The following is a 24213-nucleotide window of genomic DNA, read 5'->3' on the forward strand; positions in this document are numbered from 1 at the left end:
GGTGGCCGTGTGCAACAGTTATGCTATCGGAAATGGCCGCTGTTGTGTTTGCAGCGTTTGCGATGGTTTTATCTGGGTGCGTGTGCATTGATGGCTTCTTCTGACTCTTCCCTTTCTGGTCGCTTGGCGCAATTGCGCCAACGTATCGAACAGGCTTGCTTGCAGGCCGGCCGCCCTGCTGATGCGGTGGCTCTTTTACCGGTAAGCAAAACCTTTCCTGTGCCCGTGCTGGCTCAAGCCCTGGATTTGGGCCTGTCGCGAATGGGCGAGAACAAGGTTCAGGAGATTCGAGACAAGCAGGCAGAGCTGGCCGATCGCGCGGTGCAGTGGGTGATGATAGGCCATCTGCAGAGCAATAAGGCCAAAGATATTGCACGCTTGGCCAGCGAAGTACAGTCTTTGGACCGTTTGTCCCTGGCTCAGGCCCTGGATCGACACCTGCAAAACGAGCAGCGTAGCCTGGACGTGCTGATCCAGGTCAAGACCTCGCCCGAGCCCAGCAAATTTGGTTTGGCCCCTGAAGAACTGCCCGCCTTCATGCAGTCCCTGCGTTCGCTCGATACCTTGAAGGTCCGTGGTCTGATGACCATGGCCGTCAATAGCGATGACCCCCAGGCAGTCCGCGCCTGCTTTGCCAGCCTGCGCCAGTGGCGCGATCGTCTGGTGGAGTTGGGCCATGAACAGGTGCAAGGCCTGTCCATGGGCATGAGCGGTGATTTCGAGCTGGCGATTCAGGAAGGTTCCACTGAAGTGCGAGTGGGTTCGGCCCTGTTTGGCGCACGCGATTACAGCTAATCGATATCCGCATCGTTACTAATGCCCTGTGCAGGGCTGTCCGCGCATAATGTCTCTGCGCATCCCGGACGGGAAGCTTAAAACTTAAAAAAATAGCGCCAAAAGCGCTGTCTACACGCATGGAGGAGACATCATGCATTGGAAGAACTTTGGAGCCGGTGTGCTGTTGCTAAGCGCCAGCCTGACAGGAACGGCCTTGGCAGCAGACTGGCCCCAGTCTGCCGTCACCTGGGTAGTACCTTATCCCGCAGGCGGCGGTTCAGATGTGATTGCCCGGCTGGTCGCCAAGCAGCTGGAAAGCAGCCTGGGCCAGACCTTGATTGTGGAAAACAAACCGGGGGCCGCCACCATTATCGGCGCGACCTATGTCAGCAACGCCAAGCCGGATGGTTATACCGTAGGCACGGCTGATTCGGGCACACTGGCCTTTAACTCCTCTTTGTACAGCAAGCTGCAATATGACCCGGCTGCCTTCACCTATGTGGGCGGTCTGGCCCGCTTCCCCCTGATGCTGGCAGTGCCACAGGAGTCGCCCTATAAAACCGTGGCCGATCTGTTGGAAGCAGCGCGTAAACAACCTGAAAAGCTGACGTCCTCGTCCGCTGGCAGTGGCTCTCCACACCATTTGGCTTTGGAGATGTTCAAGCAGCGCACGGACACCAAGATCGTGCACGTGCCTTACAAGGGAGCCGCACCCGCCATTCAGGATTTGCTGGGCGGTCAGGTGGATATGTCCTTTGTGGATTCCGCCGCAGCGCTATCCAACATCAAGGCCGGCAAATTGCGGGTGCTGGCGGTTGCCACGCCCGAGCGTAGCAGTCTGTTGCCTGATGTGCCAACCATGGCCGAAGCGGGTATTGCCGACTTCTACGCCTATGCCTGGCAAGGTTTGGTGGGCCCATCCAAGATGGACGAAGGCGCCCGTCAACGCTTGAGCCAGGACTTGATGCAGGCCCTGAAAACGCCCGAGCTGGATCAGCGTATTCGCGAGATGGGGGTGGAACCCATGCCCATGACGCCCGATGAATTCCAGGCTTACGCCCAGCGTGAACGCGCTGAATGGGCCACGGTTATCGAGCGTGCGGGCATCCGTATGGATTGACCTTGATGCGGTCAACAGTGGCCGCATAATCAGGCGGCATATTCATCGCCGTAACGTTTCAGACCGTCCAGGTCCAGCACCTGGACGCCACCATACTTGATCAACAACAGCCCTTCGTTTTCCAGTTGGCGCAGGGCCTGGTTGGCTCGTTGGCGCGACACACGCGCCAGGTAGCCGATCTCCTCCTGGGTAATGTCCAGGCGCAGACCTTTTCCGGGGTAGAGCAGCGGGTTGAACAGCTCTGCCAGACAGCGTGCCACGCGGGCATCGGGGGTAGACAGGCTGTTGTATTCCGCCTTGCCGATAAATTGCGCCACACGTTCATTGAGCTGATGCAGGAGGTAGCGGTTGAAAGCAATGCTCTGGTCCAGCAAATCGTTAAAACTGTGTACGGGCAAGCGGGCCACCTGGCTGTCGCGCAAGGCGACCACATCGTATTTGCGCTCTTCGTTTTTCAGCAAGGAGCCTTCGCCTATCCAGCCACCGGCGGGTACCCCGGTCATGGAAGCGATCTTGCCTTCGGAATTTCCCACCGACACTTTGAGCAAACCCGAGAGCACGCCAATCCACGCGGTGGCGCGTTCTCCCTTGCGTTCGACGATGGCCCCGGCCTCGTATGCGGTGATCAGTGTGTCGCGGCGGACACGCTCTTGCAGCTCGGGTGTCAACAAGCGAAACCAGGCGGCTCGCTCCGATAAAGCATCTACAACATGCATGAGGATTAACCCTCGATAAAGGTCGAATGTCATGTCCGTGACAATCTTCGGGACGGGCAACCGATAACTTGATTATTAACAGGCTGCAAATAGCTTGAGGGCATAACATCTGCCTTCTGCCGCAATCATAAGCAGCCTCCTGGACCATAACAAGCCGGGAAAATTCGGAGGAGACATGGTTGTGCGGATGGATAAAGAGCAGGTAGCGGGTTTACCCGGCACCTTCCCAGCCTGGATAGAACACCATGCCCAGGTGCGCGGCAACAAAGTTGCCATGCGCGAAAAAGACCTGGGAATCTGGCAGACCTGGACGTGGCAAGAGCTGGCTGAACAGGCCGAGCAACTGGCTGCGGGCCTGGCCGGGCTGGGTGTCAAAGACGGTCAGCACGTCGCGGTGATCGGTGAAAACCGCCCGCGCCTGTACCTGGCCATGATGGCGGCGCAAATGCTGGGCGCTGTGCCCGTGCCTTTGTATCAGGATGCGGTAGCCCAGGAAATGCTGCACGTATTGCTGGATGCCAGCATACGCGTGGCCGTGGTCGAGGACCAGGAGCAGGTCGACAAGCTGCTGGAAGTCTGGGACCAGTGCCCCGATCTGGATGCGCTGATCTATGACGACCCACGCGGTCTGCGCAATTATCAGCAAGAACAGCTGCAATACATCGAGCAGGTCATGGAGCAGGGCCGCCTGCAATTGGCGCGGGATCCGGACTGTGTGCGACGCATCTGGAAGGCCATTACGCCTGACCATGCCGCCGCCATGTTCTACACCTCCGGCACCACCGGCAAGCCCAAGGGTGTGGTACTGACTCACGGCGCGCTGGTGGATCGTGGCCTGGCCATTCAGGAACTGGAATCGCTGACCGATGCCGAGGAAGTGCTGGCCTATCTGCCCCCCGCCTGGATCGGGCAGAACATGTTTTCCTACACGCAGTTCCTGGTCACGGGCTTTACGGTGAATCACCCTGAGTCACCCGAAACCGTGTCCATCGATCTGCACGATATTGGCCCGACCTATTACTTTGCGCCTCCCCGCGTGCTGGAAGGCTTGCTCACGCAAGTGACTATCCGCATGGAAGATGCCGGTGCCCTGAAGCGCGCCTTGTACAAGCGTTTCATGTCTCTGGCGCACCGTGTGGGTGTGCAGATTCTGGACAAGCGCCCCGGCGTGGGGATGTGGGATCGTCTGTGCTATGGCGTGGGCAATATCCTGATCTACGGCCCCTTGCGGAATGCCCTGGGCATGAGCCGCGTGCGTGTGGCTTACACCGCCGGTGAAGCTATTGGCCCCGACCTGTTCGACTTTTACCGTTCCATTGGCATCAACCTGAAGCAGCTCTATGGCGCTACCGAGACCTCGGTATTCGTCTGCGTCCAGGAAGACGGCCATGTGCGTGCCGACACCGTAGGCCCACCTGTGAAAGGCGTGGAAATCCGCGTGGCCGATAACGGTGAAATTCAGGTGCGCAGCCCCGGCCTGTTCAAGGAGTACTACCGCAACCCCGAGTCCACCGCCGAGTCCTTTACCGAGGACGGCTGGTACCACACGGGTGATGCCGGTTATCTGGATACCGATGGTCAGTTAAAGATCATCGACCGTGCCAAGGACGTGGGCAAGCTGGCTGATGGTTCCTTGTTTGCACCCAAGTACATCGAGAACAAGCTCAAGTTCTTCCCCTTCATCAAGGAAGCCGTGGCTTTTGGCGATGGTCAGGAGGAAGTGTGTGCCTTTATCAATATTGATCTGGAGGCCGTGGGTAACTGGGCCGAACGTCGCAACCTGCCCTATGCCGGTTACACCGATCTGGCGGGCAAACCCGAGGTCTATGCCCTGATTCGGGACTGTGTGGCTCAGGTCAATGCTGATCTGGCGAATGATCCCAAGCTGGCAGGATCTCGCATCAGTGCCTTCCTGATTCTGCACAAAGAGCTGGACCCCGATGACGATGAACTGACCCGTACCCGCAAAGTACGTCGCGGCTTTATCGCGCAAAAGTACAAGGTTCTGGTCGACGCCCTGTTCAATGGCCTGGACAGGCAGTTTGTGGAGACAGAAGTGAAGTTTGAGGATGGGCGCAGCGGTCGCATTTCGGCAGACCTGCACATTGAGCGCATGACAGACGCAGCAGCAAGGAGCGCATGATGAGTGAGGCGCAAATGCCGGGCCGTCGCATTGGCCCAGTGGTACTGGATTTGAAGAATATTTCGCTGTCCTTTGGTGGTGTGAAAGCGCTGACCGACATCTCGTTCAACATCCGTGAACACGAGATCCGCTCCATCATTGGCCCGAACGGCGCAGGCAAAAGCTCCATGCTGAACGTCATCAATGGCGTGTATGCACCACAACAAGGCGAGATTGTCTTGCGTGACCAGAGTTATGCCCGCATGAACTCGCGTCACACCGCCGAGCAGGGCATTGCCCGCACCTTTCAAAACCTGGCTCTGTTCAAGGGCATGAGTGTGCTGGACAACATCATGACCGGCCGCAATCTGCACATGAAAAGCGGGGTGTTTGCCCAGGCTTTCCGACTGGGTGGTGCCGAGCGTGAAGAGATTCGCAACCGTGAATATGTGGAAGGCATCATCGACTTTCTGGAAATCCAGGCCTACCGCAAAACGCCGGTAGGACGCTTGCCTTACGGCCTGCAAAAGCGGGTTGACCTGGGGAGGGCACTGGCGATGCAACCGAGCATTCTGCTACTGGATGAGCCCATGGCGGGCATGAACATCGAAGAAAAGCAGGATATGTGTCGCTTCATTCTGGATGTGAACGAAGAGTACGGCACCACGATTGTTTTGATTGAACACGATATGGGCGTGGTCATGGATATTTCGGACCGTGTGGTGGTCCTGGACTATGGCAAGAAAATTGGTGACGGAGTACCGGACGAAGTACGACAAAACCCGGACGTCATTCGCGCCTATCTTGGCGCTGGCCATTGAGGGGAACGGACATGGCATTTTTTCTTGAAACCTTGCTGGGCGGGCTGATGAGCGGGATGTTATACGCCCTGGTCGCGCTGGGCTTTGTCCTGATCTTCAAAGCATCGGGTGTCTTTAACTTTGCACAGGGTGCAATGGTGCTGGTGGCCGCGCTGGCCATGGCCCGTCTGTCCCAGTGGATTCCGCAGTTGCTGGGCATGGAGCCGGGCATCCTGGGCAATGTGCTGGCTTTCATTGTCTCGGCCATCTTGATGTTTGTGCTGGCCGTCGTCATTGAGCGCTGGGTGCTGCGCTATCTGGTGAATCAGGAAGGCACAACCTTGCTGATGGCCACGATCGGTATCAGCTATCTGCTCGACGGTCTGGGTCAGATCGTGTTTGGCAGCTCCGTGTATTCCATTGATGTGGGCATGCCCAAAGACCCGGCTTTCATTCTGGAGTCCATGTTTGAAGGCGGTGTGCTGGTCAGTCTGGAAGACTTGAGCTCGGCCGTGGTGGCGGCCTTGCTGGTTGTGGCCCTGGCCATCTTCTTCCAATACACCAGCGTGGGCCGCGCCCTGCGTGCGGTGGCGGACGATCATCAGGCAGCGCAATCCATTGGTATTCCCTTGAACCGTATCTGGGTGGTGGTCTGGACCGTAGCCGGTTTGGTGGCTCTGGTTGCCGGCATTATCTGGGGCTCCAAATACGGGGTGCAGTTCACCTTGTCGACCGCAGCGCTGCGCGCCTTGCCGGTGGTGATTCTGGGTGGTCTGACCTCGGTGCCCGGCGCTATTGTGGGTGGCCTGATTATCGGTGTGGGCGAGAAAGTGTCCGAGGTTTACCTGGGCCCTTATGTAGGTGGCGGCATCGAGATCTGGTTTGCTTATGTGCTGGCCCTGGTGTTCCTGCTGTTCCGACCACAAGGTCTGTTCGGCGAGAAGATTATTGATCGCGTCTGAGGTGGAGTCGATATGATTTACCGCGAAAATGGTCAGTTCAAAAGCAGCTATCGGGCTGACCAGCAGATTTTTCCCATCCGCCAGGATCGCTATGTGGTGTTGGGCTTGTTGCTGGTGGCATTCCTGCTGGTGCCAGCCATGGCATCCAACTACTTCCTGCAAGCTATTCTGATCCCCTTTCTGATCCTGTCTTTGGCAGCGATTGGCCTGAACATTCTGGTGGGCTATTGCGGCCAGATTTCCATCGGTTCGGGTGCTTTCATGGCTGTGGGTGCGTATGCCGCCTGGAACTTTGGTGTCCGTATTCCGGAGCTGCCACTGGTCCTGCAGATCCTGCTGGGCGGCGTGTTCGCCACCTTGGTAGGCGTGGCCTTTGGTATCCCCAGCTTGCGTATCCGTGGCTTGTACCTGGCCGTCACGACCTTGGCCGCACAGTTCTTTGTGGATTGGGCTTTCCTGCGTATTGCCTTCTTCACGAACTATTCGCCTTCCGGCAACGTGTCGGTGCCTGCCTTGAGCGCCTTTGGCTTGCCGGTTCAAACCCCCATGCAGAAGTACCTGTTCGTGCTGATCTTCGTGGTGGTGTTTGCTCTGCTGGCCAAGAACCTGGTGCGTGGTGCGATTGGCCGCCAATGGATGGCCATTCGTGACATGGACGTGGCCGCAGAAGTGATTGGTATTCGTCCGGTCTACGCCAAGCTCACCGCCTTTGCCGTCAGCTCTTTCATCATCGGTGTGGCCGGTGCCTTGTGGGCCTTTGTGCACCTGGGTTCCTGGGAGCCGCTGGCCTTTGACCTGAACCGCTCCTTGCAGTTGCTGTTCATCGTCATCATCGGGGGTCTGGGCTCGATCGTAGGTAGCTTTTTCGGTGCCGCGTTCATGGTCTTGCTGCCCGTGTTCCTGACCAACGTGCCGCACTGGTTTGGTGTGTCCATTGGCGTGGATACCGCCTCGCATATTGAACACATGGTATTCGGTGCCCTGATCGTATTTTTCTTGATTGTGGAGCCGCACGGTTTGGCTCGACTCTGGAGTATTGGTAAGGAAAAGCTGCGCTTGTGGCCCTTCCCCCATTAACAGCAGGTAGGCAGTTCATTACAACAACAGCCCCGCCAATCGGGACGGGGTACTTAGACAAATGGTACTTATCGGAGGACCAGGAGATGACAACACGACTGAAACGCGCTGTGCTCGGTTTGAGTGCTTGCGCTGCAATGCTGACCATGAGTACAGCCGCTGTAGCAGCCGAGGAACAGTACATTCCCTTGCTGACCTACCGCACCGGCTCCTTTGCCCCACTGGGTATTCCATGGGCCGATGGCAAGCTGGACTATCTGGCTCTGGTCAATGAACGTGACGGCGGTGTGAATGGCGTCAAGCTGGTATACGAAGAGTGTGAAACAGCGTACGCCACCGACCGTGGCGTGGAGTGCTACGAGCGCATGAAAGGCAAGAACGGGGGCGCTTCGGGTTTTGATACCCAGTCCACGGGCATTACCTTCGCGCTGACCGACAAGGCCTTTGTGGATGGCGTGACCATTGAGACCATGGGCTACGGCCTGTCGCACTCGGCTAACGGTGCGGTATTCGAGTGGAACTTCCCGCTGCTGGGTACCTACTGGACTGCGGCTGACGTCATGATCCAGGACATTGCCAAGCAAGTTGGGGAGGACAAGCTGAAGGATCAGCGCATTGCGCTGGTTTATCACGACTCGCCCTACGGTAAAGAGCCTATCGCCCTGTTGCAGGCACGTGCCAAGGAACAAGGCTTCAAGCTGGATCTGTACCCGGTGACCGCCCCTGGCGTGGAGCAGAAATCCACCTGGCTGCAAGTGCGCAAGAACCGTCCTGACTTCGTCCTGCTGTGGAGCGCCGGGATCATGACGCCTACCGCCATCCGTGAAGCTCAGGCTGTGGGTTACCCACGCGACAAGATCTACGGCATCTGGTGGGCAGCTTCCGAGAGCGATGTGGTCGATCTGGGCCAGACCGCCAAGGGCTACAAGGGCATCACCATTCACAACAGTGCTGGGGACGGTCCGGTGCATGACGCTGTGCGCGAGATGCACGCCAAAGGCAAAGGCGCTGAAAACGGTGACAAGTACGTCGGCACGCTGGCTCACACCCGCGGCATGATGATCTCCATGATGCAGGTTGAGGCTATCCGCACCGCACAAGAGAAGTTCGGCAAAGGTCAGCACATGACCCCCGAGCAAGTGCGCTGGGGCTTCGAGAACCTGAATCTGGACGAAGCACGCCTGAAAGAGCTGGGCTTTGAAGGCATCATGCGTCCCGTCAAAACCTCGTGCAACAACCACATGGGTGATGACTGGGCCCGTATCGTGCAGTGGGACGGCAGCAAGTTCGACGTCGTGTCCGACTGGTATCAGTCCGACAAGAAGTTTGTCGATCCTTTAGTCAAGGAAATGTCGGCTAAATACGCCGCCGAGAAGAAAATTACGCCTCGCACCTGCGAAGGCTAAACCCAGGCGCCCAGGGTTCGCCCTGGGCACTGCATTGCGTGGGGAAGATTATGAGTGAGACCGTAGGCCAAGTGGATGAGACGCCCATCTTGTTGGACGTCAATGGCATCGAAGTGATTTACAACCACGTCATTCTGGTACTCAAGGGCGTGTCCTTGCGTGTGCCAGAAGGGCGGATTGTTGCCTTGCTGGGCGCCAACGGTGCCGGTAAAACCACGACCTTGCGGGCCGTATCGAATTTGCTGCGCGCCGAGCGTGGCGATGTGACCAAAGGCCAGATCCATCTGCGTGGCGAACGTATTGACCAACTGACTCCGGCTGATCTGGTCAAGCGCGGCGTGGTGCAGGTGATGGAAGGGCGCCACTGTTTTGCGCACTTGAGCATTGAAGAGAATCTGCTGACCGGGGCTTATACCCGTACCTTGTCACGCGGCGATTTAAGCGCCGAGCTGGACAAGGTGTACCAGTATTTTCCGCGTCTGAAGCAGCGCCGTACCAGTCAGGCCGGCTATACCTCGGGCGGGGAGCAGCAAATGTGTGCCATTGGCCGTGCCTTGATGGCCGACCCGGGCATGATCTTGCTGGATGAACCCTCCATGGGCCTGGCACCACAGGTGGTGGAAGAAATTTTCGAGATCGTGCGTGACCTGAATCAGCGCGAGCGCGTCAGCTTCTTGCTGGCCGAGCAAAACACCAACGTGGCCCTGAAGTATGCCGACTACGGCTACATCCTGGAAAACGGCCGCGTCATGATGGATGGACCCTCCCAGGCCTTGGCCGAGAACGAAGACGTCAAGGAGTTCTATCTGGGTGTGTCCGGGGGCGAGCGCAAGAGCTTTCGCGACAATAAATTTTATCGACGACGCAAGCGCTGGCTGGCTTAACTCCCAAGGATTTCCAATGTATCAGCAGGGCCTGGCCTGTATTGAAAGCAGCAGGATCAGCACAGGAGCAGGCCACCGATCGGGATGCACACAAGGTGCCGCCCTGACCCCTTTTGACGTTTTTAGTTTTGGGCAGCTTCTGGCTACACGGGGTGTGGTAGCAGAGCTTGGTATCGACACCTGTCTGTCTGCGGACAGAACGTCGGCTGGGCGCGGGAGTGTTTGAATGCCAATTCATCCCACTGGAGGAGAGATGAGCGAATATTACGACGAGCGCGAAACCCTGGAGCCGGACGAGCGCGAAGCCGATTTACTGTCCCGTTTGCCGCAGGTCTTGCAAGCGGCCGCAAAAGGGGCCCCTGCGATTGCCAAGCAACTGGGTCCGGTTGATCTGGCCGCCGTGCGCAGCCGCGAGGATCTGCTGGCCATTCCGGTGTTTCGTAAAAGCGAGCTGCTGAAAGCCCAGCTGGAAGCGCGCGAGCAGGCTCGCTCCGGGGCGCCGTCTGCGGATTACGCGCAGTCCGTATTCGGGGGCTTTTCCTCCATTGCCTGGGGTGCGGCCCGCAAGGTGTTTGCCTCGCCCGGTCCCATGTACGAGCCAGAAAGCCGTCGTCCGGACTATTGGGGCTTTGCACGTGCACTGTACGCGGCCGGTTTCCGCCGCGAGGAACTGATTTTCAACTGCTTCTCCTACCACTTCACCCCGGCTGGTTCCATGATGGAGACCGCCGCACATGCCCTGGATTGCACGGTGTTTCCAGGAGGCGTGGGTCAAACCGAACAGCAAGTACAGGCCATGGCCGATTTGCGCCCGCATGGTTATACCGGCACCCCCAGTTTTCTGAAGATCATCATGGAAAAAGCCCAGTCCATGCAGATTGCGCTGCCAGGGCTGAGCAAGGCCTTGTTCTCCGGCGAAGCCTACCCGCCTTCCTTGCAAAAATGGTTCAGTGAGCACGGGGTGGCAGGCTACCAGGCCTACGGCAGCGCTGATCTGGGCATGATTGCCTACGAAACCCAGGCCCGCGAAGGCTTGGTGCTCAATGAAAACCTGATTCTGGAAATTGTGCGTCCTGGTACAGGCCAGCCGGTTGCACCGGGCGAAGTGGGCGAGGTGGTCGTGACCTCCTTTAACCCCGACTATCCGCTGGTGCGTTTCGGGACAGGAGACTTGTCTGCTGTCATGCCCGGCCAGTCTCCCTGCGGTCGTACCAACCAGCGTATTCGCGGCTGGATGGGGCGGGCTGACCAGACCACCAAGGTGCGCGGCATGTTTGTGCATCCAGGGCAGGTGGAGCAGATTCGTCTGCGTCACAAGGAACTGGGCCAGGCGCGCTTGGTGGTGCGTGGTGCCAGTGGACAAGACCAGATGGTGTTCCAGGTAGAAGTCGCGTCCAAGCCTGAGGGTTTGGAAGGCGCTTTGGCCGACTCGATTCGTGAAATTACCAAACTGCGTGCCCAGGTGGAGTTCATGGAGCCAGGAGCCTTGCCTCGGGATGGTAAAGTCATCGAGGACCAACGCAGCTACGATTAATTAGCCATGTAGATATGCACACAAGTAGCAGTCGGGCTGCGGTACTATGCTGGAAAATAGTCAATACCTATATCTTTGAGGAGAGCCCGATGCGTTTTGTGCCAGTTTCTGCTGTAGTCCTGGCCTTGATGGCCAGCATGCCTGCTGCCCACGCCGACACCCTGGACAACGTCAAACAGCGCGGTCACGTGCTGTGTGGTGTGACCACCGGATTTGCCGGTTTTTCTGCCCCTGATGACAAGGGCACGTGGACGGGTCTGGATATCGACGTGTGTCGCTCGGTAGCCGCCGCCACCCTGGGCGACGCCAGCAAATTCAAGGCCGTACCCTTGAACTCGCAGCAGCGCTTTACGGCCCTGCAGTCGGGCGAAATTGATCTGTTGGCTCGTAACACCACCGTGACTCAGCAGCGTGACACTGCTGTCGGTGCGATCCACGCCGGTATCAACTTCTACGACGGTCAGGGCTTTTTGGTGTCCAAGAAACTGGGCGTATCCAGCGCCAAGGAATTGAACGGTGCCACGGTTTGTATGCAGACTGGCACGTCTAACGAAAACACCATGGCTGACTGGGCCCGTGCCAACAAGGTTGAGTACAAGCCTGTAGTGATCGAGCAGTTCAACGAAGTGGTTAACGCTTTCGTGGCTGGCCGCTGTGATGTGTTCTCTACCGACGCTTCCGGTCTGGCGTCGATCCGTATCTCCAAAATGGAGAACCCGGACGACTACCTGGTGCTGCCTGAAATCATTTCCAAAGAGCCGCTGGGCCCATTCGTCCGTCAGGGTGATGATGCCTGGCTGAACATTGTGAAATGGTCCATTCAGGCCAGCTTCAACGCCGAAGAGCTGGGTGTGACCGCTGCCAACGTGGACGAGAAGCTCAAGAGCAATAACCCCAATATCCAGCGTTTGCTGGGCGTGACTCCCGGTGCCGGCAAAAACCTGGGCCTGGACGAGAAATGGGCTTACAACATCATCAAGCAAGTTGGTAACTACGGTGAGTCCTTCGAGCGCAACGTGGGTAAAGGCAGCCCGCTGCAAATCGAACGTGGCCTGAACGCCTTGTGGATCGACGGTGGCCTGATCTACGGTCTGCCGATTCGTTAATCCTTTCGGGATTCGCGATATGCAAAAAGCAGCTCTCTTTGAGAGCTGCTTTTTTATTGACTGTTCGATCTGGGGGCGATGACGTTGATATGCTTTTTGCCTCGCCCGGCGATATGGGCTGCCCTGAACCCTCGGTGTAGGTATCACCGTGTATTGGAACACGGCGATAGATAGGCTGCTTAACTGCAACGTACGGTTCTCGGTTTATCCCCATATGGTTAGCCGTATGGGGCAAACAGAGAGACTTAGCTCTTGCGCCGCAATACCAGCGAGATCTTGGCAAAGGCCACTTGCAGATCCTGTGTGGCACCCTGAAAAATCACAGGGCGGCCACGCCGGGTAAAGCAGATCAGGCGCTTGGAGTTGAATAGAGGTACAAATTTGGCAAAGTGAATATCCTGCCATTGCACCTCCCGTTTCATGATCCAGTTCTGGCGTATACCGTTCTGGTCAATCGTGGTGACGCCGTGCCACATATGCCAGGCAATCAGAATCAGGCCGGTAAACAGCAGGACCAGGCAGCCCGCCAGGACGGGGCTGATGGCGGCCCCTTGTGGGGAGCTGGCCACCAGCGCGAAACGCACGCCGATCAGGGCCAGCACAATCCAGGCGCTGGCTGCTACCCATTTGGGCCAGGAACGGCCTTGAATGGGAAGCGAGCCCAGATCCTTCAACATGGCATCAATTTCCTCTTTCGAGGGAGCTTGGCTCATCAGCACGCGGCGGCCCCTTGCTTGCGGGCGGCCAGAGCGTTACCGGCGTTGCTGGCCGATTTGCGCTTCAAATGAGCCGAAATCCATTGCCCCGTGTCTACCACGGCGTTCAGATCAATGCCGGTTTCAATATCCAGCCCTTGCATCAGGAACAGCACGTCTTCGGTGGCGACGTTGCCGGTTGCACCCTTGGCGTAGGGGCAGCCGCCCAGACCGGCTACGGAGCTGTGAAAGATATGGATGCCAGCTTGCATGGAGGCAACGATATTGGCGATGGCCTGGCCGTAGGTATCGTGGAAGTGGCCGGACACATGAGCCGGGTCAATGTGCTCGGTTACCATGCGCATGACGTCATACACCTGGCGGGCCGTGCCTACGCCGATGGTGTCGGCCACATCGATCTCGTCACAGCCCAATTCGATCAGGCGTTTGCCCACTTTCAGCACATTGGAGGGAGCCACAGCGCCTTCATAGGGACAGCCGAAAGAACAGCTGATGGAGCCGCGCAGACGCAAACCGGCTTCTTTGGCAGCCTGGGCAACCGGGGCAAAGCGCTCCAGCGATTCTTCGATGCTGCAATTGATATTGCGCTGGGAAAATGCCTCACTGGCGGCGGCAAAGATCACCACTTCGTCAGCCTTGGCGGCCAGGGCACCTTCAAAACCACGCATATTGGGTGTCAGAACCGAATAAATCGTACCGGGACGTCGGTCGATAGCAGCCATTACATCTGCGCCGTCCGCCATTTGCGGCACCCATTTGGGCGAGACAAAGGACGCGGCTTCCACGTTCACAAAACCGGCGTGGGACAAGCGGTTGACCAGTTCGACCTTGATGTCGGTGGGGATGAATTCTTTTTCGTTCTGCAGGCCGTCCCGAGGGCCGACCTCCACAATCTTGACGCGCGATGGGTATGACATGAAGTTTCCTGAAGGGGTAGATGGCTGGGGCTGGAAGGCCCTTACGTAATCGTCATGATACCTCTTGAAGGCCAGGGCTGGCGTCCTAGGAACTGCCCTATGGTCTTTAAGGTTTCAAGCGTTGAAAGCGTCCGTCTGCCAGGGGCTCGATGCAGCCTGCCAGCTCCAGTTCAGCCAGAACGGCGGGCAGTTCGGTCGCCAGCAGGCCTGTGCGTCGCATCAGCTGTTCGGGGCTGAGGGGCGCAAAATCGATACGCTCCAGAATAGGGCGCAATTCCTCGGGCAAGGCTTCATAAGGATTGGGTTTTGAACCAGTTTGTGGAGCCCTATCCAGATTGAAGTCGCCTTGCACATTGCCCAGTTCGTCCAGAATATCCTGGGCGCTTTCCACCAGTTTGGCACCTTGGCGTATCAAGGCATGGCAGCCGCGAGCCAAGGGGGAGTGAATGGAGCCGGGAATGGCAAAAACTTCTCGACCTAATTCTCCGGCCAAACGAGCCGTGATCAGGGAGCCACTTTGTTTGGCCGCTTCAACCACCAGTACGCCTTTGGCCAAGGCAGCCACAATGCGATTACGGCGTGGGAAGTGATGGGGCATGGCCCGGGTGCCCAAAGGAAACTCGCTCAGCAATAGACCGTCAGCGCTGATCTGATGAGCCAGATCGCGGTGTGCTGCCGGGTAGACCAAGTCCAGCCCCGTCCCCATCACGGCAATAGTGCCTGCGGAAGAAGGGCCGGCTTTTAACGCTCCTTTGTGTGCCGCCTGGTCGATGCCGCTAGCCAGGCCGCTGATGATGCACCAGCCTCTGGAGGCCAGAGTAGCTGCAAAATCTGTCGCGATTTCCTGGCCGGATTGGGTGGCATTGCGGGCTCCCACAATAGCCAGTCCTTTGCGTTGCAAGGCTCCCAGATCGCCGTTGGCATATAACAGCAAAGGAGCGTCGTGCAGGTCCAGCAAGGAGGCGGGATAGGTGGGGTCAGCCAGCGTCACGATATGGTGATTGGCTTGCTTGAGCCATGCCACCGCTTGTTCAATCTGCGCCTGCAGCTCGTCCAGTGGTTCCTGGCTTAGTTGCACAGCCAGTTCGGCCGGAAGATGGCGCGACAGGGTTTGAACCGAGCTTTGATAGATTTGCGGTGGAAGCCCACAGGCAGCCAGCAATTGCCGGGCCTGGGCGGGCGCAAGCTCTGGCTCCAGCGACAGGCGCAACCAGGCACGCAATTCTTCCGAGATTTCATCCGAGCTAAAATGATCAGGCATAAGGTAGTGTGGCACGAAACCGATCTTTGTTCTGTGTGGCCCGGACGTTTGTATCCAGTGTGACTGCCGCTTCGGGGGCTAGGGCTTCATATGCTGCCGGGGCAATCGGGTGCCGCCCTGAAACTTGTTTTATTATATCGACTTATCGCTTTTTCTTCGGACATGACAATGGCTTTGCTTCCTATCCTGAAATTTCCTGACCCACGTCTGCACACGGTTGCCAAACCCGTGCAGGAGGTCGACGACCGTATTCGCAAACTGGTCAAGGATATGGCCGAGACCATGTATGACGCGCCCGGCGTAGGGCTGGCCGCGACGCAGGTTGACGTGCACGAGCGCGTGGTGGTCATTGACGTATCGGAAAGCGGCAATGAATTGCTGGTGCTGATCAACCCGGAAATCACCTGGAAAAGCGAAGAGCTGAAGGTCTACGAAGAAGGCTGCCTGTCTGTACCTGATACCTACGACAAGGTTGAGCGCGCCGCCAATATTCGCTTCAAGGCCCAGAATGAAAAAGGCGAGTGGTACGAGAAAGAAGCCGATGGCCTGCTTGCCGTGTGTGTTCAGCATGAACTGGACCACCTGGATGGCAAGGTGTTTGTGGAGTACCTGTCCGTGCTCAAGCGTGAGCGTATCCGCAGCCGTCTGCGCAAGCAGCAACGTGAAGCACTGAAGGCAGGGCAATAGTCGCCATGCGTATTGTTTTTGCCGGCACTCCGGATTTTGCCCGTATCGCCCTGGAAGCCCTGTTAGCACAGGGCTTTGATGTTCCTTTGGTCATGACGCAGCCAGACCGTCCAGCTGGCCGTGGCATGAAGCTCAGTCCCAGCCCGGTCAAGCAAGCCGCTGTGAACGCTAATATCCCGGTGCTGCAGCCGCACAGCTTGCGTCTGGATGGCAAGTATCCCGAGGAAGCAGCCCAGGCCCGCCAGACCTTGCTGGATTTACAGCCGGATCTGATGGTGGTGGCAGCCTACGGTCTGATTTTGCCCAAGTGGACTTTGGAGCTGCCGCGCTATGGTTGCTTCAATATTCATGCCAGCCTCCTGCCTCGTTGGCGCGGTGCGGCACCGATTCAGCGTGCAATTCAGGCGGGTGATGCGGCCACGGGCATTACCATCATGCAGATGGATGAAGGCCTGGATACCGGCGATATGCTGGTGCGCAGCGAGCTGGCGATTCGTGATGATCACAGTGCCGCAACCCTGCATGACGATTTGGCGCAGCTAGGTGCACAGGCCTTGCTGGAAGCCTTGCAGCAAGTGCGTGATGGCACCTTGCAGGCGACTCCCCAGCCAGAAGAAGGTGTGACCTACGCCGAGAAACTGTCCAAGGCCGAATCGGTGCTGGATTTAGGCCAACCGGCCAAGGAGCTGGAGCGCCGTATTCGCGCGTTTGACCCAGTGCCTGGCTCCACCCTGTCCCTGCCCGGTTTGGAGCAGCCCGTGAAGGTTTGGCGCGCTCAGGCGCTAGAGCAAAAGCATTCAGCAGAACCTGGTGAGGTTCTGAACGTCAGTGCCCAAGGCATTGACGTGGCTTGCGGTGAAGGTGTGTTGCGTTTGCTGGAGCTGCAAAAAGCCGGTTCCAAGCGTCAGCCCGTCGCCGTCTTTGTGCAGGGCTGGCAGTCTCGCTAAGCCTTGCCACCTGGACTCAGGCGCCAGACCTGTTCTGGCGCCGCCACTCCAGAGTCCCAATCACAATGCCGCTGGTACACACCACGGCAATCCCGATCCAGGTAAAGACATCCGGGAACTGACCCCAGATCAGCCATCCCAGCGCGGCTGCGGCCACAATTTGCAGATACACAAACGGGGCCAGCAAAGACGCCGAGGCGCGTTGATAGGCCTGTATTTGTAGCAGATGGCCCAGACAACCCCACAGTCCGGTCGAAATCAGAATCAACCATTGGAAAAAGCTCAGCTCTTTTAAGGCAGGCAGGGCGGCGGGCAGTAAAAAGGGTAAGGCAATGGTCAGGCAGATGCTGCCGACTGCACCGCTCCAGATCAGGGTGGTCAGCGAATTGTCCACGGCCACGCGACGTGTTGCGATAAATTGCGTGGCGAACAGACAGGCGGTCATCAAGCCAAACATCACCCCTATTGGGTGCAGGCCAGCGGTAGGTCGGATGATGATCAGCACGCCCAGAAAGCCGACTCCGGCAGCTACCCAGCGACTGATGCGCGGTGGCTCTTTCAGAATCCAGGGGGCAACAGACAGCACCAGCAAAGGGGCCAGAAAGTTGATGGAGGTGGCTTCGGCTTGAGGCAGATAGCTCAAGGCGTTGAAAAACGAGAAGGTGGACAGCATCATCACTGTGCCACGCAAAATTTGTGCTTTGGGGCGGGAGCTGCGCAGGATCTTGCGGCCCTTGACCGGCAAGACCAGCGCCAGCACTAATCCCAGATGGATGACGTAGCGAAACCAGCACATCACCAGCAGGGGCACGCCAAAGCCCATGATCCATTTGCCGCTGGCATCCAGACCCGACAGGGCCCAGGAAGACAGAATCAGAATGAGCACCCCCGCCAAGGGAAAGACCGTGGGTGTCAGGGTCTGGGGCAAGGAGGAGGACTGGGGTGTGCTCATGACAGGCTCCTGACGAAAAGCACAAGGACGGCCGGATGGCCGTCCTGGAAGGAACGTAAATCTTACTGGATTAGCGTTTGCGCAGGGGTAATACCCGTTCGATTGCTGAACCTACTGCCAGCAGATGTTCGTCGTGGTAGGCAGGAGCTGCTACCATCAGGCCCACAGGGGCTTCATCAGCGGCATGACAAGGCAGCGACAGGGCGCAGCCGTCCAGGAAGTTGATCAGGGTGGGGTTGCGCAGGACCAGGCCGTTAGTGGCGAAGTAGACGTCGTCCGACTCTTTCAGATCGGCAATGCGGGGAGCGACAACGGGCACGGTAGGCATCAGGACGGCGTCGTAGCGCTCCAGACGGCTTTCCACCGCGCTGATCCAGGCCTGGCGGGTGTCTTGCAGTTCGATGTAGTCGGCGCAATCGATGTCCTTGCCGCGCAGGATGCGGGAGGCCACGCGTGGGTCGTATTGCTCGCCCTTGCTTTGCAGGGTGTCGCGGTGCACGGACCAGGCTTCGGCGCAGACAAAACCGCCTTTGCGGTTGATCTGCGGCAGTTGGTCAAACTCGGGCAAGTTGATTTCCTCAACCACAGCGCCTTGCTCACGCAGCAGGGCGATGGCACGGTCAAAGGCGGCGCGCACGGTTTCATCAATGCCGTCAAACACAAAGGTCTTGGGCACAGCCAGACGCAAGGTGTCCAGGGCAGGTGTTGCCACGGGCACATAAGGCTGATCGGTCAGGATGGAGTCCACAATGGCACAACACTCTACCGAGGCAGCCAGAGGGCCATTGGAGTCCAGGCTGCGCGACAAAGGCATGGTGCCTTCGCTGGGAACGCGCTCGGCGGTGGGTTTGAAACCGGTCAGGCCGTTAAAGGCCGAAGGAATACGGATGGAGCCGCCCGTGTCGGTACCAATGGAGAAAACCGACATGCCTTGAGCGACGGCCACGCCGGCGCCGGAGGACGAACCACCCGGGATGCGGGCATTGTCACGGTCCCAAACGGAACGAGGCGTACCGTAGTGGGGGTTGATGCCCAGACCGGAGAAGGCAAACTCGGTCATATTGGTGGAGCCGATCAGAATGGCACCGGCGCGCAGCAGGCGCTCCACAATGGTGGCGTTCTGTTCGGCCGGTTCGGCGTCTTTCAGTACAGCCGACCCACCCAGAGTGATGCAGCCCGCGATGTCATGCAGGTTCTTGACCGACATGGGCAGACCTTCAACCAGCGAGCGGCTCAAACCGGCAGCGCGCAAAATGTCGGAGGCTTTGGCGGCGGCCAGAGCCTGTTCAGCAAACACTTCGATGAACGTGGCAGCGCCGTCACGGCTTTCGTCCTGGATACGGTCCAGGGCTTGCTGGGTCAGTTCGACCGAGGTGGTTTCGCCACGATCAAGAGCACGTTGCAGTTCGGTAATAGTCGCTAGCATGGGTCACTCGCAAAATAAATGGGTGGGGCGGGCTGGGCCAGTTTAGGCTACTTCAGGCAGGATTTCGGTTACGTAGGTATGACGGATGCTGCGTTCGCGGCGGGGGTCATACAGTTCCATGGTGAACTGGGTTGCAGGACGAATGCCGCCGATGGCACCCACGGTACCGCAGGTCATGCCAAAGCCTTCAGGCATGGTGGTGGACTGGAAGTAGCCTTCGATCAGCTCCAGCGGGTTCTTCAGGGTGGACAAGGGACCGTCCTGGTACAGAACTTCCTTGCCGTCTTCCTGAATGTAGGCGCGGATGATCAGCTCGTCCCAGTAGTCGGCCACGTCGCTGAACAACCAGGCTTCGCGAGCAACGGGCTTGGCGCAGATCTGCTTGGACAGGGCCACGCTGTGGGCTTCCAGTACGCGGTCCGTGTGGTCCGAGGCCAGGCTGACCAGCAGGCGGCCCTGGTGGTTGAACACAAACACTTCGGTCTCGCCGGACGAACCGGAGCCCACGACCTGGATGTCGGCATCCTGGATCATCTGGTTGGCGGCGATGCGGTAGTACAAAGGCACCGAGCTAGGGCGCGGTACGCCCAGTTCGGCCAGCTCTTCAATATGGTGCTCGATGGCAGCCAGATCGCGGCCAGCCCAGCCGGCCACGATGCAGTGCTGCAAATCAGCTTCGATGATTTCAGTGTGGGTGGCCTGGGCCAGTTCAAAGGTCAAACGCATAGCAGTACTCGTTTACTCAAAGACAGATTGGGATTAACCGAACAGGCGTGGCAGCCACAAAGCCAGATCCGGGAAGATAGCCAGCAGGCCCACCATGGCCAGCAGCATGATCACAAAGGGCAGGCTGCCCATCATGACGTCATTCATGCTGCCGCTCTTGCGCAGGCTCTGGACCACAAACAGGTTCAGACCAACCGGCGGAGTGATCAGCGCCACTTCCACCAGAATGATGATGGCAATACCCAGCCACACCGGATCAAAGCCCAGGGCGATCATGATGGGAGCCACGATAGGGATGGTGGTGATCATCATGGACAGGGTTTCCATGAAGCAGCCCAGCACCAGGTAGAACACCACGATGATCATCAACATGACCATGGGCGAGACACCCAGGCCCGTGATGGCGTCGGTCAGCGCATTGGTCAGGCCAGTGGCGGACATGACAAAGTTCAGGAAGGCCGAACCGATCACGATCAGCATGATCATGGCGGTGGCTTTCATGGTGCCTTCCAGCACTTCCTTGATCATGTTCCAGCTCATACGGCCCGAGAAGGCAGCCAGAATCAGAGCACCGACCACACCCAGGGCAGCAGCCTCGGTTGGGGTGGCAACACCGGCGTAAATCGAGCCCACGACCAGCAGGAAAATGCCCAGTGGTGGAACCAGGTGCACCAGGCTGGCAAAACGCTGGCCCCAGGAGGCCTTGATCTTCGCACCGCCCCATTTGGGTTTGACCATACATGCAGCAGCAATTGCCAACATGAACAGCAAGGCCATGCCCAAACCGGGGATGATGCCGGCCAGGTACAGCTTGGGCACCGAAGTGTTGGTCAGTACGCCGTAGATCACCAGGTTGATCGAAGGCGGAATCAGAATGCCCAAGGTACCGCCAGCGGCCAGACTACCCAGGAACAGAGGCTCGTTATAGCCTTGTTTCTTGATTTGCGGCAGGGCCACGGTGCCCACGGTGGCAGCAGTGGCCACGCTGGAACCGGAGGTGGCGGCAAACAGGGCGCTGGCACCAATGTTGGCGTGCATCAGGCCGCCGGGCAGCCAGGACAGCCACAGGCTCATGGCGTTGTACATACGTTCAGCCATGCCCGAGCGCAGCAGGATCTCGCCCAGCATGATGAACAGGGGAATGGCCACCAGCAGGAATTCGTTGCTGGTGCCCCAGGAAATTTCACCCAATGCGCCGGTCAGGGGCAGCATGGAGTACAGCGGGTCCAGAATCAGGCCCAAAACACCCAGGGCAGCGCCCACGGGAATGCTCAGTCCGATCAGAACGAGCAAGAGAGTCAGTGCGGTTGTAATCATTTGGCGTCCCCTTGCACCATGCGTTTGCCAGCCTCGGCTTCTTCAGAGGCTTCTTCCTGGGTGCTGCGGATACCGCACAGGGATTGGATACCGGCCAGGTCACCTGTAATCAGGGCCAGGCTGGAGCGCAGCAGCATCAAGGCCAGAACGACGCATAACCAGATCAGGCCGCCCACCCACAGGAACTGGGGAATCCACAAGGGAGTGCCCATGGCGGTGTTGGCGGTGGACTGGTTGGTCCAGGACAGGCCGGCCACGTCGGTGGCGTACAAGGTCAGGTAGACAATGAAAACAGACAGGGCCACCAGAGCAATCCAGTCCAGCAGGGCAGCCAGACGAACAGGCAGGTGCTGGTAGATGGCGTCGATACGGATATTGGCCCGTTGCAGGGTGGCAAAGGACAGTGCCCAGGAAATGCTGATGGCAAAGGCATAGCCGGACAGTTCATCCGAGCCGCCCAGAGAGCTGCCACTGAATTTGCGGAACAGGACGTCCGCGGTGATGTAGAGGGCGCTGATCAATGTCAGGCTGCCTGCGAACCAGATGGCGACGCGCGACAGGGATGTGGCGGCGGACAGCAAACGGTTCAGCATGGCGAATTTTTCGGTATTTTCCATGATGTCTACCCCGTACAGGGTCTAGGAGGGAGGGGCCTGGGGTACAGGCAGCCTGCCACCGTGAGTCCGGTGGCAGGCAGGACGTACAGATTTACTTCTTGGCTTCGAAGCCCAGGATCGGGCTCAGGCTGGTGTTGAATGCAGCCACGGTGTCGGCGGCGCTACGCTCGGCCCACTTGGGAACCACGGTCTCGCTCATGACTTTCTTGAGCAGTTCACGGTCAGCGTCGGTAGGCTTGACCAGAGTCATCTTGCCTTTGACGGGCTGCGTGCAAGCGTCGGCGCCCGTGTTGCAGTCATAGCCTTCCTGTGTTTCCTTGGCAGCGGCAACCCAGATTTCTTCGGTCATGGCCTTGATGTTGCTGGCCAGGAACTCTTGAACTTTGGGGTCCAGCTTGTTCCAGGTGCCCAGGTTGGCAGCGTGAATCTGTTGGTTCCAGTTGATTGGCATTTCGTACAGCTTGGAGCTGACTTCGTACCATTTGGCCGAGTAACCGGACATGGAGCCGGTAATGGCGCAATCGACCACGCCGTTTTGCAGTGCGGGAACCACTTCACCGAATGGGATGGTCACGCTGTTGCCGCCCAGAGCCTGAACGAATTCAGCCTGAGTACGGCTGCTGGTACGCACCTTCTTGCCTTTCAGGTCGCTCAGGCCATTGAAGTTGCCATTGCAAAACAGAACTTGGGCAGGGTAGGTGGAAAAGCCCAGAACCTTGACGTTGCTCTTGGCGTAGAACTGTTCGTAGGCGGGAGTGAACGCGTCGGTCAGCTTCTTGGCCACTTCAATATCGGGAGCCAGACCAGCCAGGTCGATCGCTTCGTTAATGGAGTTGTCGCTGGCAAAGTAAGCCAGGGTGGCGGTACCGAAAGGAATCACACCTTGGCTGATCAAGCGCATGATTTCAGGACCTTTCAGGCCCATGTCGTTAAAGCCCTTGATATCGGCCGTGATCTGGCCGCCGGACAGCTCAGGTACTTTCTTGGTCCAGAAGGGCTGCTCGGTGTTCTGGTAGGCGGTCAGGTTGCTCAAGCCACCGACAACTTTCAAAGAAGTCTTGGGCAGTTCCTGGGCCATGGCAGCAGAGCCCAGGGCCAGCGAGCCCAAAGCCAGGGAGGTCAGTACGATTTTTTTCATAAGGTGCTCCTAATAGCGGTCCAGCTGTATGGTTGATAGAGTGCGCTCCCTGTTTGAAGGGGCTGCATATTGAAACCAAAGGGGTGACCGGTTTTGTGTCGGTCAAAACTTGCTTAAAGCGCGGCCAGCCGTGTGTTGGGCAGATCGGTAATCAACATATGGCCAGGGGCATGCGTGATACAAAACTGCGGCTTGGCCTGGGCGGCGACGGCTTGAGGGGTAACGCCGCAAGCCCAGAAAACGGGTAATTCGTCGGAGCCGACTGGCACAGCATCGCCATAGTCGGGTTGTTGCAGGTCGCTGATTCCAATCAGGGACGGATTGCCAATATGAACCGGGGCACCGTGCACGGACGGAAAGCGCGAGGTGATCTGAATGGCGCGAATGGCATCGGCCGCACGCATGGGGCGCATCGATACCACCAGCGGGCCAGACAGGCGCTGTGTGCCCTGGGTCTGGATAGAGCTGCGATACATGGGCACATTCACGCCCGCACTGATATGGCGTACATCAATGCCGTCGGCCAGCAGCGCTTCTTCAAAGGAGAAGGAGCAGCCAATCAGAAAGGACACCAGATCATCGCGCCAGACATCTTCAATGTTCAGTGGCTCGGCGCTGAGCTCGCCGTTCTGCCAGACACGGTAACGAGGGAAATCCGTGCGCAGATCAATCGAGCCACCCAAGGTTGGCACCTGAAACTGACCGGGTTCCGTCACGGCTAATAAAGGGCAGGGTTTGGGGTTGCGCTGACAAAACAGCAGGAACTCATCGGCCCAGTCTTTGGGCAGAATCATCAGGTTGGCCTGCACATAGCCTGCGGCCAGTCCTGCGGTAGGACCAGTATGAGTTTCTTGACGGATCAGCTCGCGGCATTTTTCAGCCTCGGGCGCCAGCACAGGCAGGGTTTGCAGGTTCATGATGACCACTCGCACAAAGGGGGTTGATCACAGCCTCGGATTGCAACCGATCAGATAATTTGTGTCCAATCGTATGTTTGAATCCTAG

General features: G+C 58.1%; 23 protein-coding genes. 12 read left to right on the plus strand and 11 right to left on the minus strand.

All coding sequences use genetic code 11. The annotated features are described in order from the left end of the window. The first annotated feature begins 90 nt into the window (after positions 1-90). Together NBV64_RS01145 and NBV64_RS01150 are read left to right on the plus strand one after the other, a co-directional pair. Complete coding sequence (locus NBV64_RS01145) at positions 91-795, plus strand: YggS family pyridoxal phosphate-dependent enzyme (RefSeq protein WP_031232795.1); 705 nt, start codon at positions 91-93, stop codon at positions 793-795. 133 nt (positions 796-928) lie between these two features. Beyond that, complete coding sequence (locus NBV64_RS01150; RefSeq protein ID WP_250756478.1) at positions 929-1897, plus strand: Bug family tripartite tricarboxylate transporter substrate binding protein; 969 nt, start codon at positions 929-931, stop codon at positions 1895-1897. 29 nt (positions 1898-1926) lie between these two features. Here NBV64_RS01150 and NBV64_RS01155 read toward each other — a convergent pair whose 3' ends face one another. Further along, entirely contained in the window at positions 1927-2613 is a 687-nt protein-coding gene (locus NBV64_RS01155) for a Crp/Fnr family transcriptional regulator (RefSeq protein ID WP_009460136.1), read from the minus strand. Positions 2614-2788: 175 nt separating this feature from the next. Between NBV64_RS01155 and NBV64_RS01160 the strand changes: the two genes are divergently transcribed. From NBV64_RS01160 to NBV64_RS01195, 8 genes are all read left to right on the plus strand, one after another. Further along, positions 2789-4756: an AMP-dependent synthetase/ligase gene (locus NBV64_RS01160; protein ID WP_021447098.1), complete on the plus strand. Its 1968-nt coding sequence runs from the start codon at positions 2789-2791 to the stop codon at positions 4754-4756. Between the two features lie 14 nt (positions 4757-4770). After that, complete coding sequence (locus NBV64_RS01165) at positions 4771-5556, plus strand: ABC transporter ATP-binding protein (protein ID WP_009460135.1); 786 nt, start codon at positions 4771-4773, stop codon at positions 5554-5556. Positions 5557-5567: 11 nt separating this feature from the next. Next, positions 5568-6497: a branched-chain amino acid ABC transporter permease gene (locus NBV64_RS01170; protein WP_009460134.1), complete on the plus strand. Its 930-nt coding sequence runs from the start codon at positions 5568-5570 to the stop codon at positions 6495-6497. Between the two features lie 12 nt (positions 6498-6509). Next, a complete protein-coding gene (locus NBV64_RS01175; protein ID WP_009460133.1) occupies positions 6510-7574 on the plus strand; it encodes a branched-chain amino acid ABC transporter permease in 1065 nt (354 codons plus the stop codon). 137 nt (positions 7575-7711) lie between these two features. After that, positions 7712-8980 (plus strand): ABC transporter substrate-binding protein, encoded by a 1269-nt coding sequence (locus NBV64_RS01180; protein ID WP_009460132.1) that lies wholly within the window; start codon positions 7712-7714, stop codon positions 8978-8980. Between the two features lie 50 nt (positions 8981-9030). Then, a complete protein-coding gene (locus NBV64_RS01185) occupies positions 9031-9864 on the plus strand; it encodes an ABC transporter ATP-binding protein (RefSeq protein ID WP_035268554.1) in 834 nt (277 codons plus the stop codon). Positions 9865-10117: 253 nt separating this feature from the next. Continuing rightward, positions 10118-11398, plus strand: coding sequence for a phenylacetate--CoA ligase family protein (locus tag NBV64_RS01190; RefSeq protein WP_250756479.1), 1281 nt, complete (start codon positions 10118-10120; stop codon positions 11396-11398). Between the two features lie 128 nt (positions 11399-11526). Next, the gene (locus NBV64_RS01195) at positions 11527-12504 is read left to right on the plus strand and encodes an amino acid ABC transporter substrate-binding protein (protein WP_250757277.1); all 978 of its coding nucleotides are present in this window, start codon (positions 11527-11529) and stop codon (positions 12502-12504) included. Positions 12505-12749: 245 nt separating this feature from the next. Here NBV64_RS01195 and NBV64_RS01200 read toward each other — a convergent pair whose 3' ends face one another. The 3 genes from NBV64_RS01200 to dprA all read right to left on the minus strand — a co-directional run bounded on the left by NBV64_RS01200 (position 12750) and on the right by dprA (position 15398). After that, the gene (locus tag NBV64_RS01200) at positions 12750-13217 is read right to left on the minus strand and encodes a hypothetical protein (RefSeq protein WP_083055264.1); all 468 of its coding nucleotides are present in this window, start codon (positions 13215-13217) and stop codon (positions 12750-12752) included. After that, positions 13217-14137, minus strand: coding sequence for a hydroxymethylglutaryl-CoA lyase (locus tag NBV64_RS01205; protein ID WP_009460129.1), 921 nt, complete (start codon positions 14135-14137; stop codon positions 13217-13219). The genes NBV64_RS01200 and NBV64_RS01205 overlap by 1 nt, the downstream gene beginning before the upstream one ends. 106 nt (positions 14138-14243) lie before the next feature. After that, the gene (gene dprA / locus NBV64_RS01210) at positions 14244-15398 is read right to left on the minus strand and encodes a DNA-processing protein DprA (protein ID WP_009460128.1); all 1155 of its coding nucleotides are present in this window, start codon (positions 15396-15398) and stop codon (positions 14244-14246) included. Positions 15399-15566: 168 nt separating this feature from the next. Between dprA and def the strand changes: the two genes are divergently transcribed. Both def and fmt read left to right on the plus strand, forming a co-directional pair. Then, positions 15567-16085: a peptide deformylase gene (def, locus tag NBV64_RS01215; RefSeq protein ID WP_009460127.1), complete on the plus strand. Its 519-nt coding sequence runs from the start codon at positions 15567-15569 to the stop codon at positions 16083-16085. 5 nt (positions 16086-16090) lie between these two features. Then, positions 16091-17032: a methionyl-tRNA formyltransferase gene (fmt, locus tag NBV64_RS01220; RefSeq protein WP_035268544.1), complete on the plus strand. Its 942-nt coding sequence runs from the start codon at positions 16091-16093 to the stop codon at positions 17030-17032. 16 nt (positions 17033-17048) lie between these two features. Here the strand turns inward: fmt and NBV64_RS01225 are convergent, their stop codons facing one another. The 7 genes from NBV64_RS01225 to NBV64_RS01255 form a co-directional block, all read right to left on the minus strand. Continuing rightward, a complete protein-coding gene (locus NBV64_RS01225; RefSeq protein ID WP_137431037.1) occupies positions 17049-17984 on the minus strand; it encodes a DMT family transporter in 936 nt (311 codons plus the stop codon). Positions 17985-18054: 70 nt separating this feature from the next. Then, positions 18055-19410: an amidase gene (locus NBV64_RS01230; protein WP_035268539.1), complete on the minus strand. Its 1356-nt coding sequence runs from the start codon at positions 19408-19410 to the stop codon at positions 18055-18057. A 42-nt stretch (positions 19411-19452) separates the two neighbouring features. Continuing rightward, on the minus strand, positions 19453-20136 hold the full coding sequence (locus NBV64_RS01235; protein WP_009460123.1) for a DUF2848 domain-containing protein: 684 nt from the start codon (positions 20134-20136) through the stop codon (positions 19453-19455). 33 nt (positions 20137-20169) lie between these two features. Then, complete coding sequence (locus NBV64_RS01240) at positions 20170-21453, minus strand: TRAP transporter large permease (protein WP_009460122.1); 1284 nt, start codon at positions 21451-21453, stop codon at positions 20170-20172. After that, positions 21450-22070: a TRAP transporter small permease subunit gene (locus tag NBV64_RS01245; protein WP_009460121.1), complete on the minus strand. Its 621-nt coding sequence runs from the start codon at positions 22068-22070 to the stop codon at positions 21450-21452. Before NBV64_RS01245 ends, NBV64_RS01240 begins: the two co-directional genes overlap by 4 nt. A 91-nt stretch (positions 22071-22161) precedes the next feature. Next, positions 22162-23208 (minus strand): TRAP transporter substrate-binding protein, encoded by a 1047-nt coding sequence (locus NBV64_RS01250; RefSeq protein ID WP_009460120.1) that lies wholly within the window; start codon positions 23206-23208, stop codon positions 22162-22164. Between the two features lie 113 nt (positions 23209-23321). Continuing rightward, positions 23322-24125, minus strand: coding sequence for a putative hydro-lyase (locus NBV64_RS01255; RefSeq protein WP_250756480.1), 804 nt, complete (start codon positions 24123-24125; stop codon positions 23322-23324). Positions 24126-24213 lie beyond the last annotated feature (88 nt).

The organism is Alcaligenes sp. DN25, from assembly GCF_023674485.1.
GTDB lineage: Bacteria > Pseudomonadota > Gammaproteobacteria > Burkholderiales > Burkholderiaceae_B > Alcaligenes > Alcaligenes phenolicus.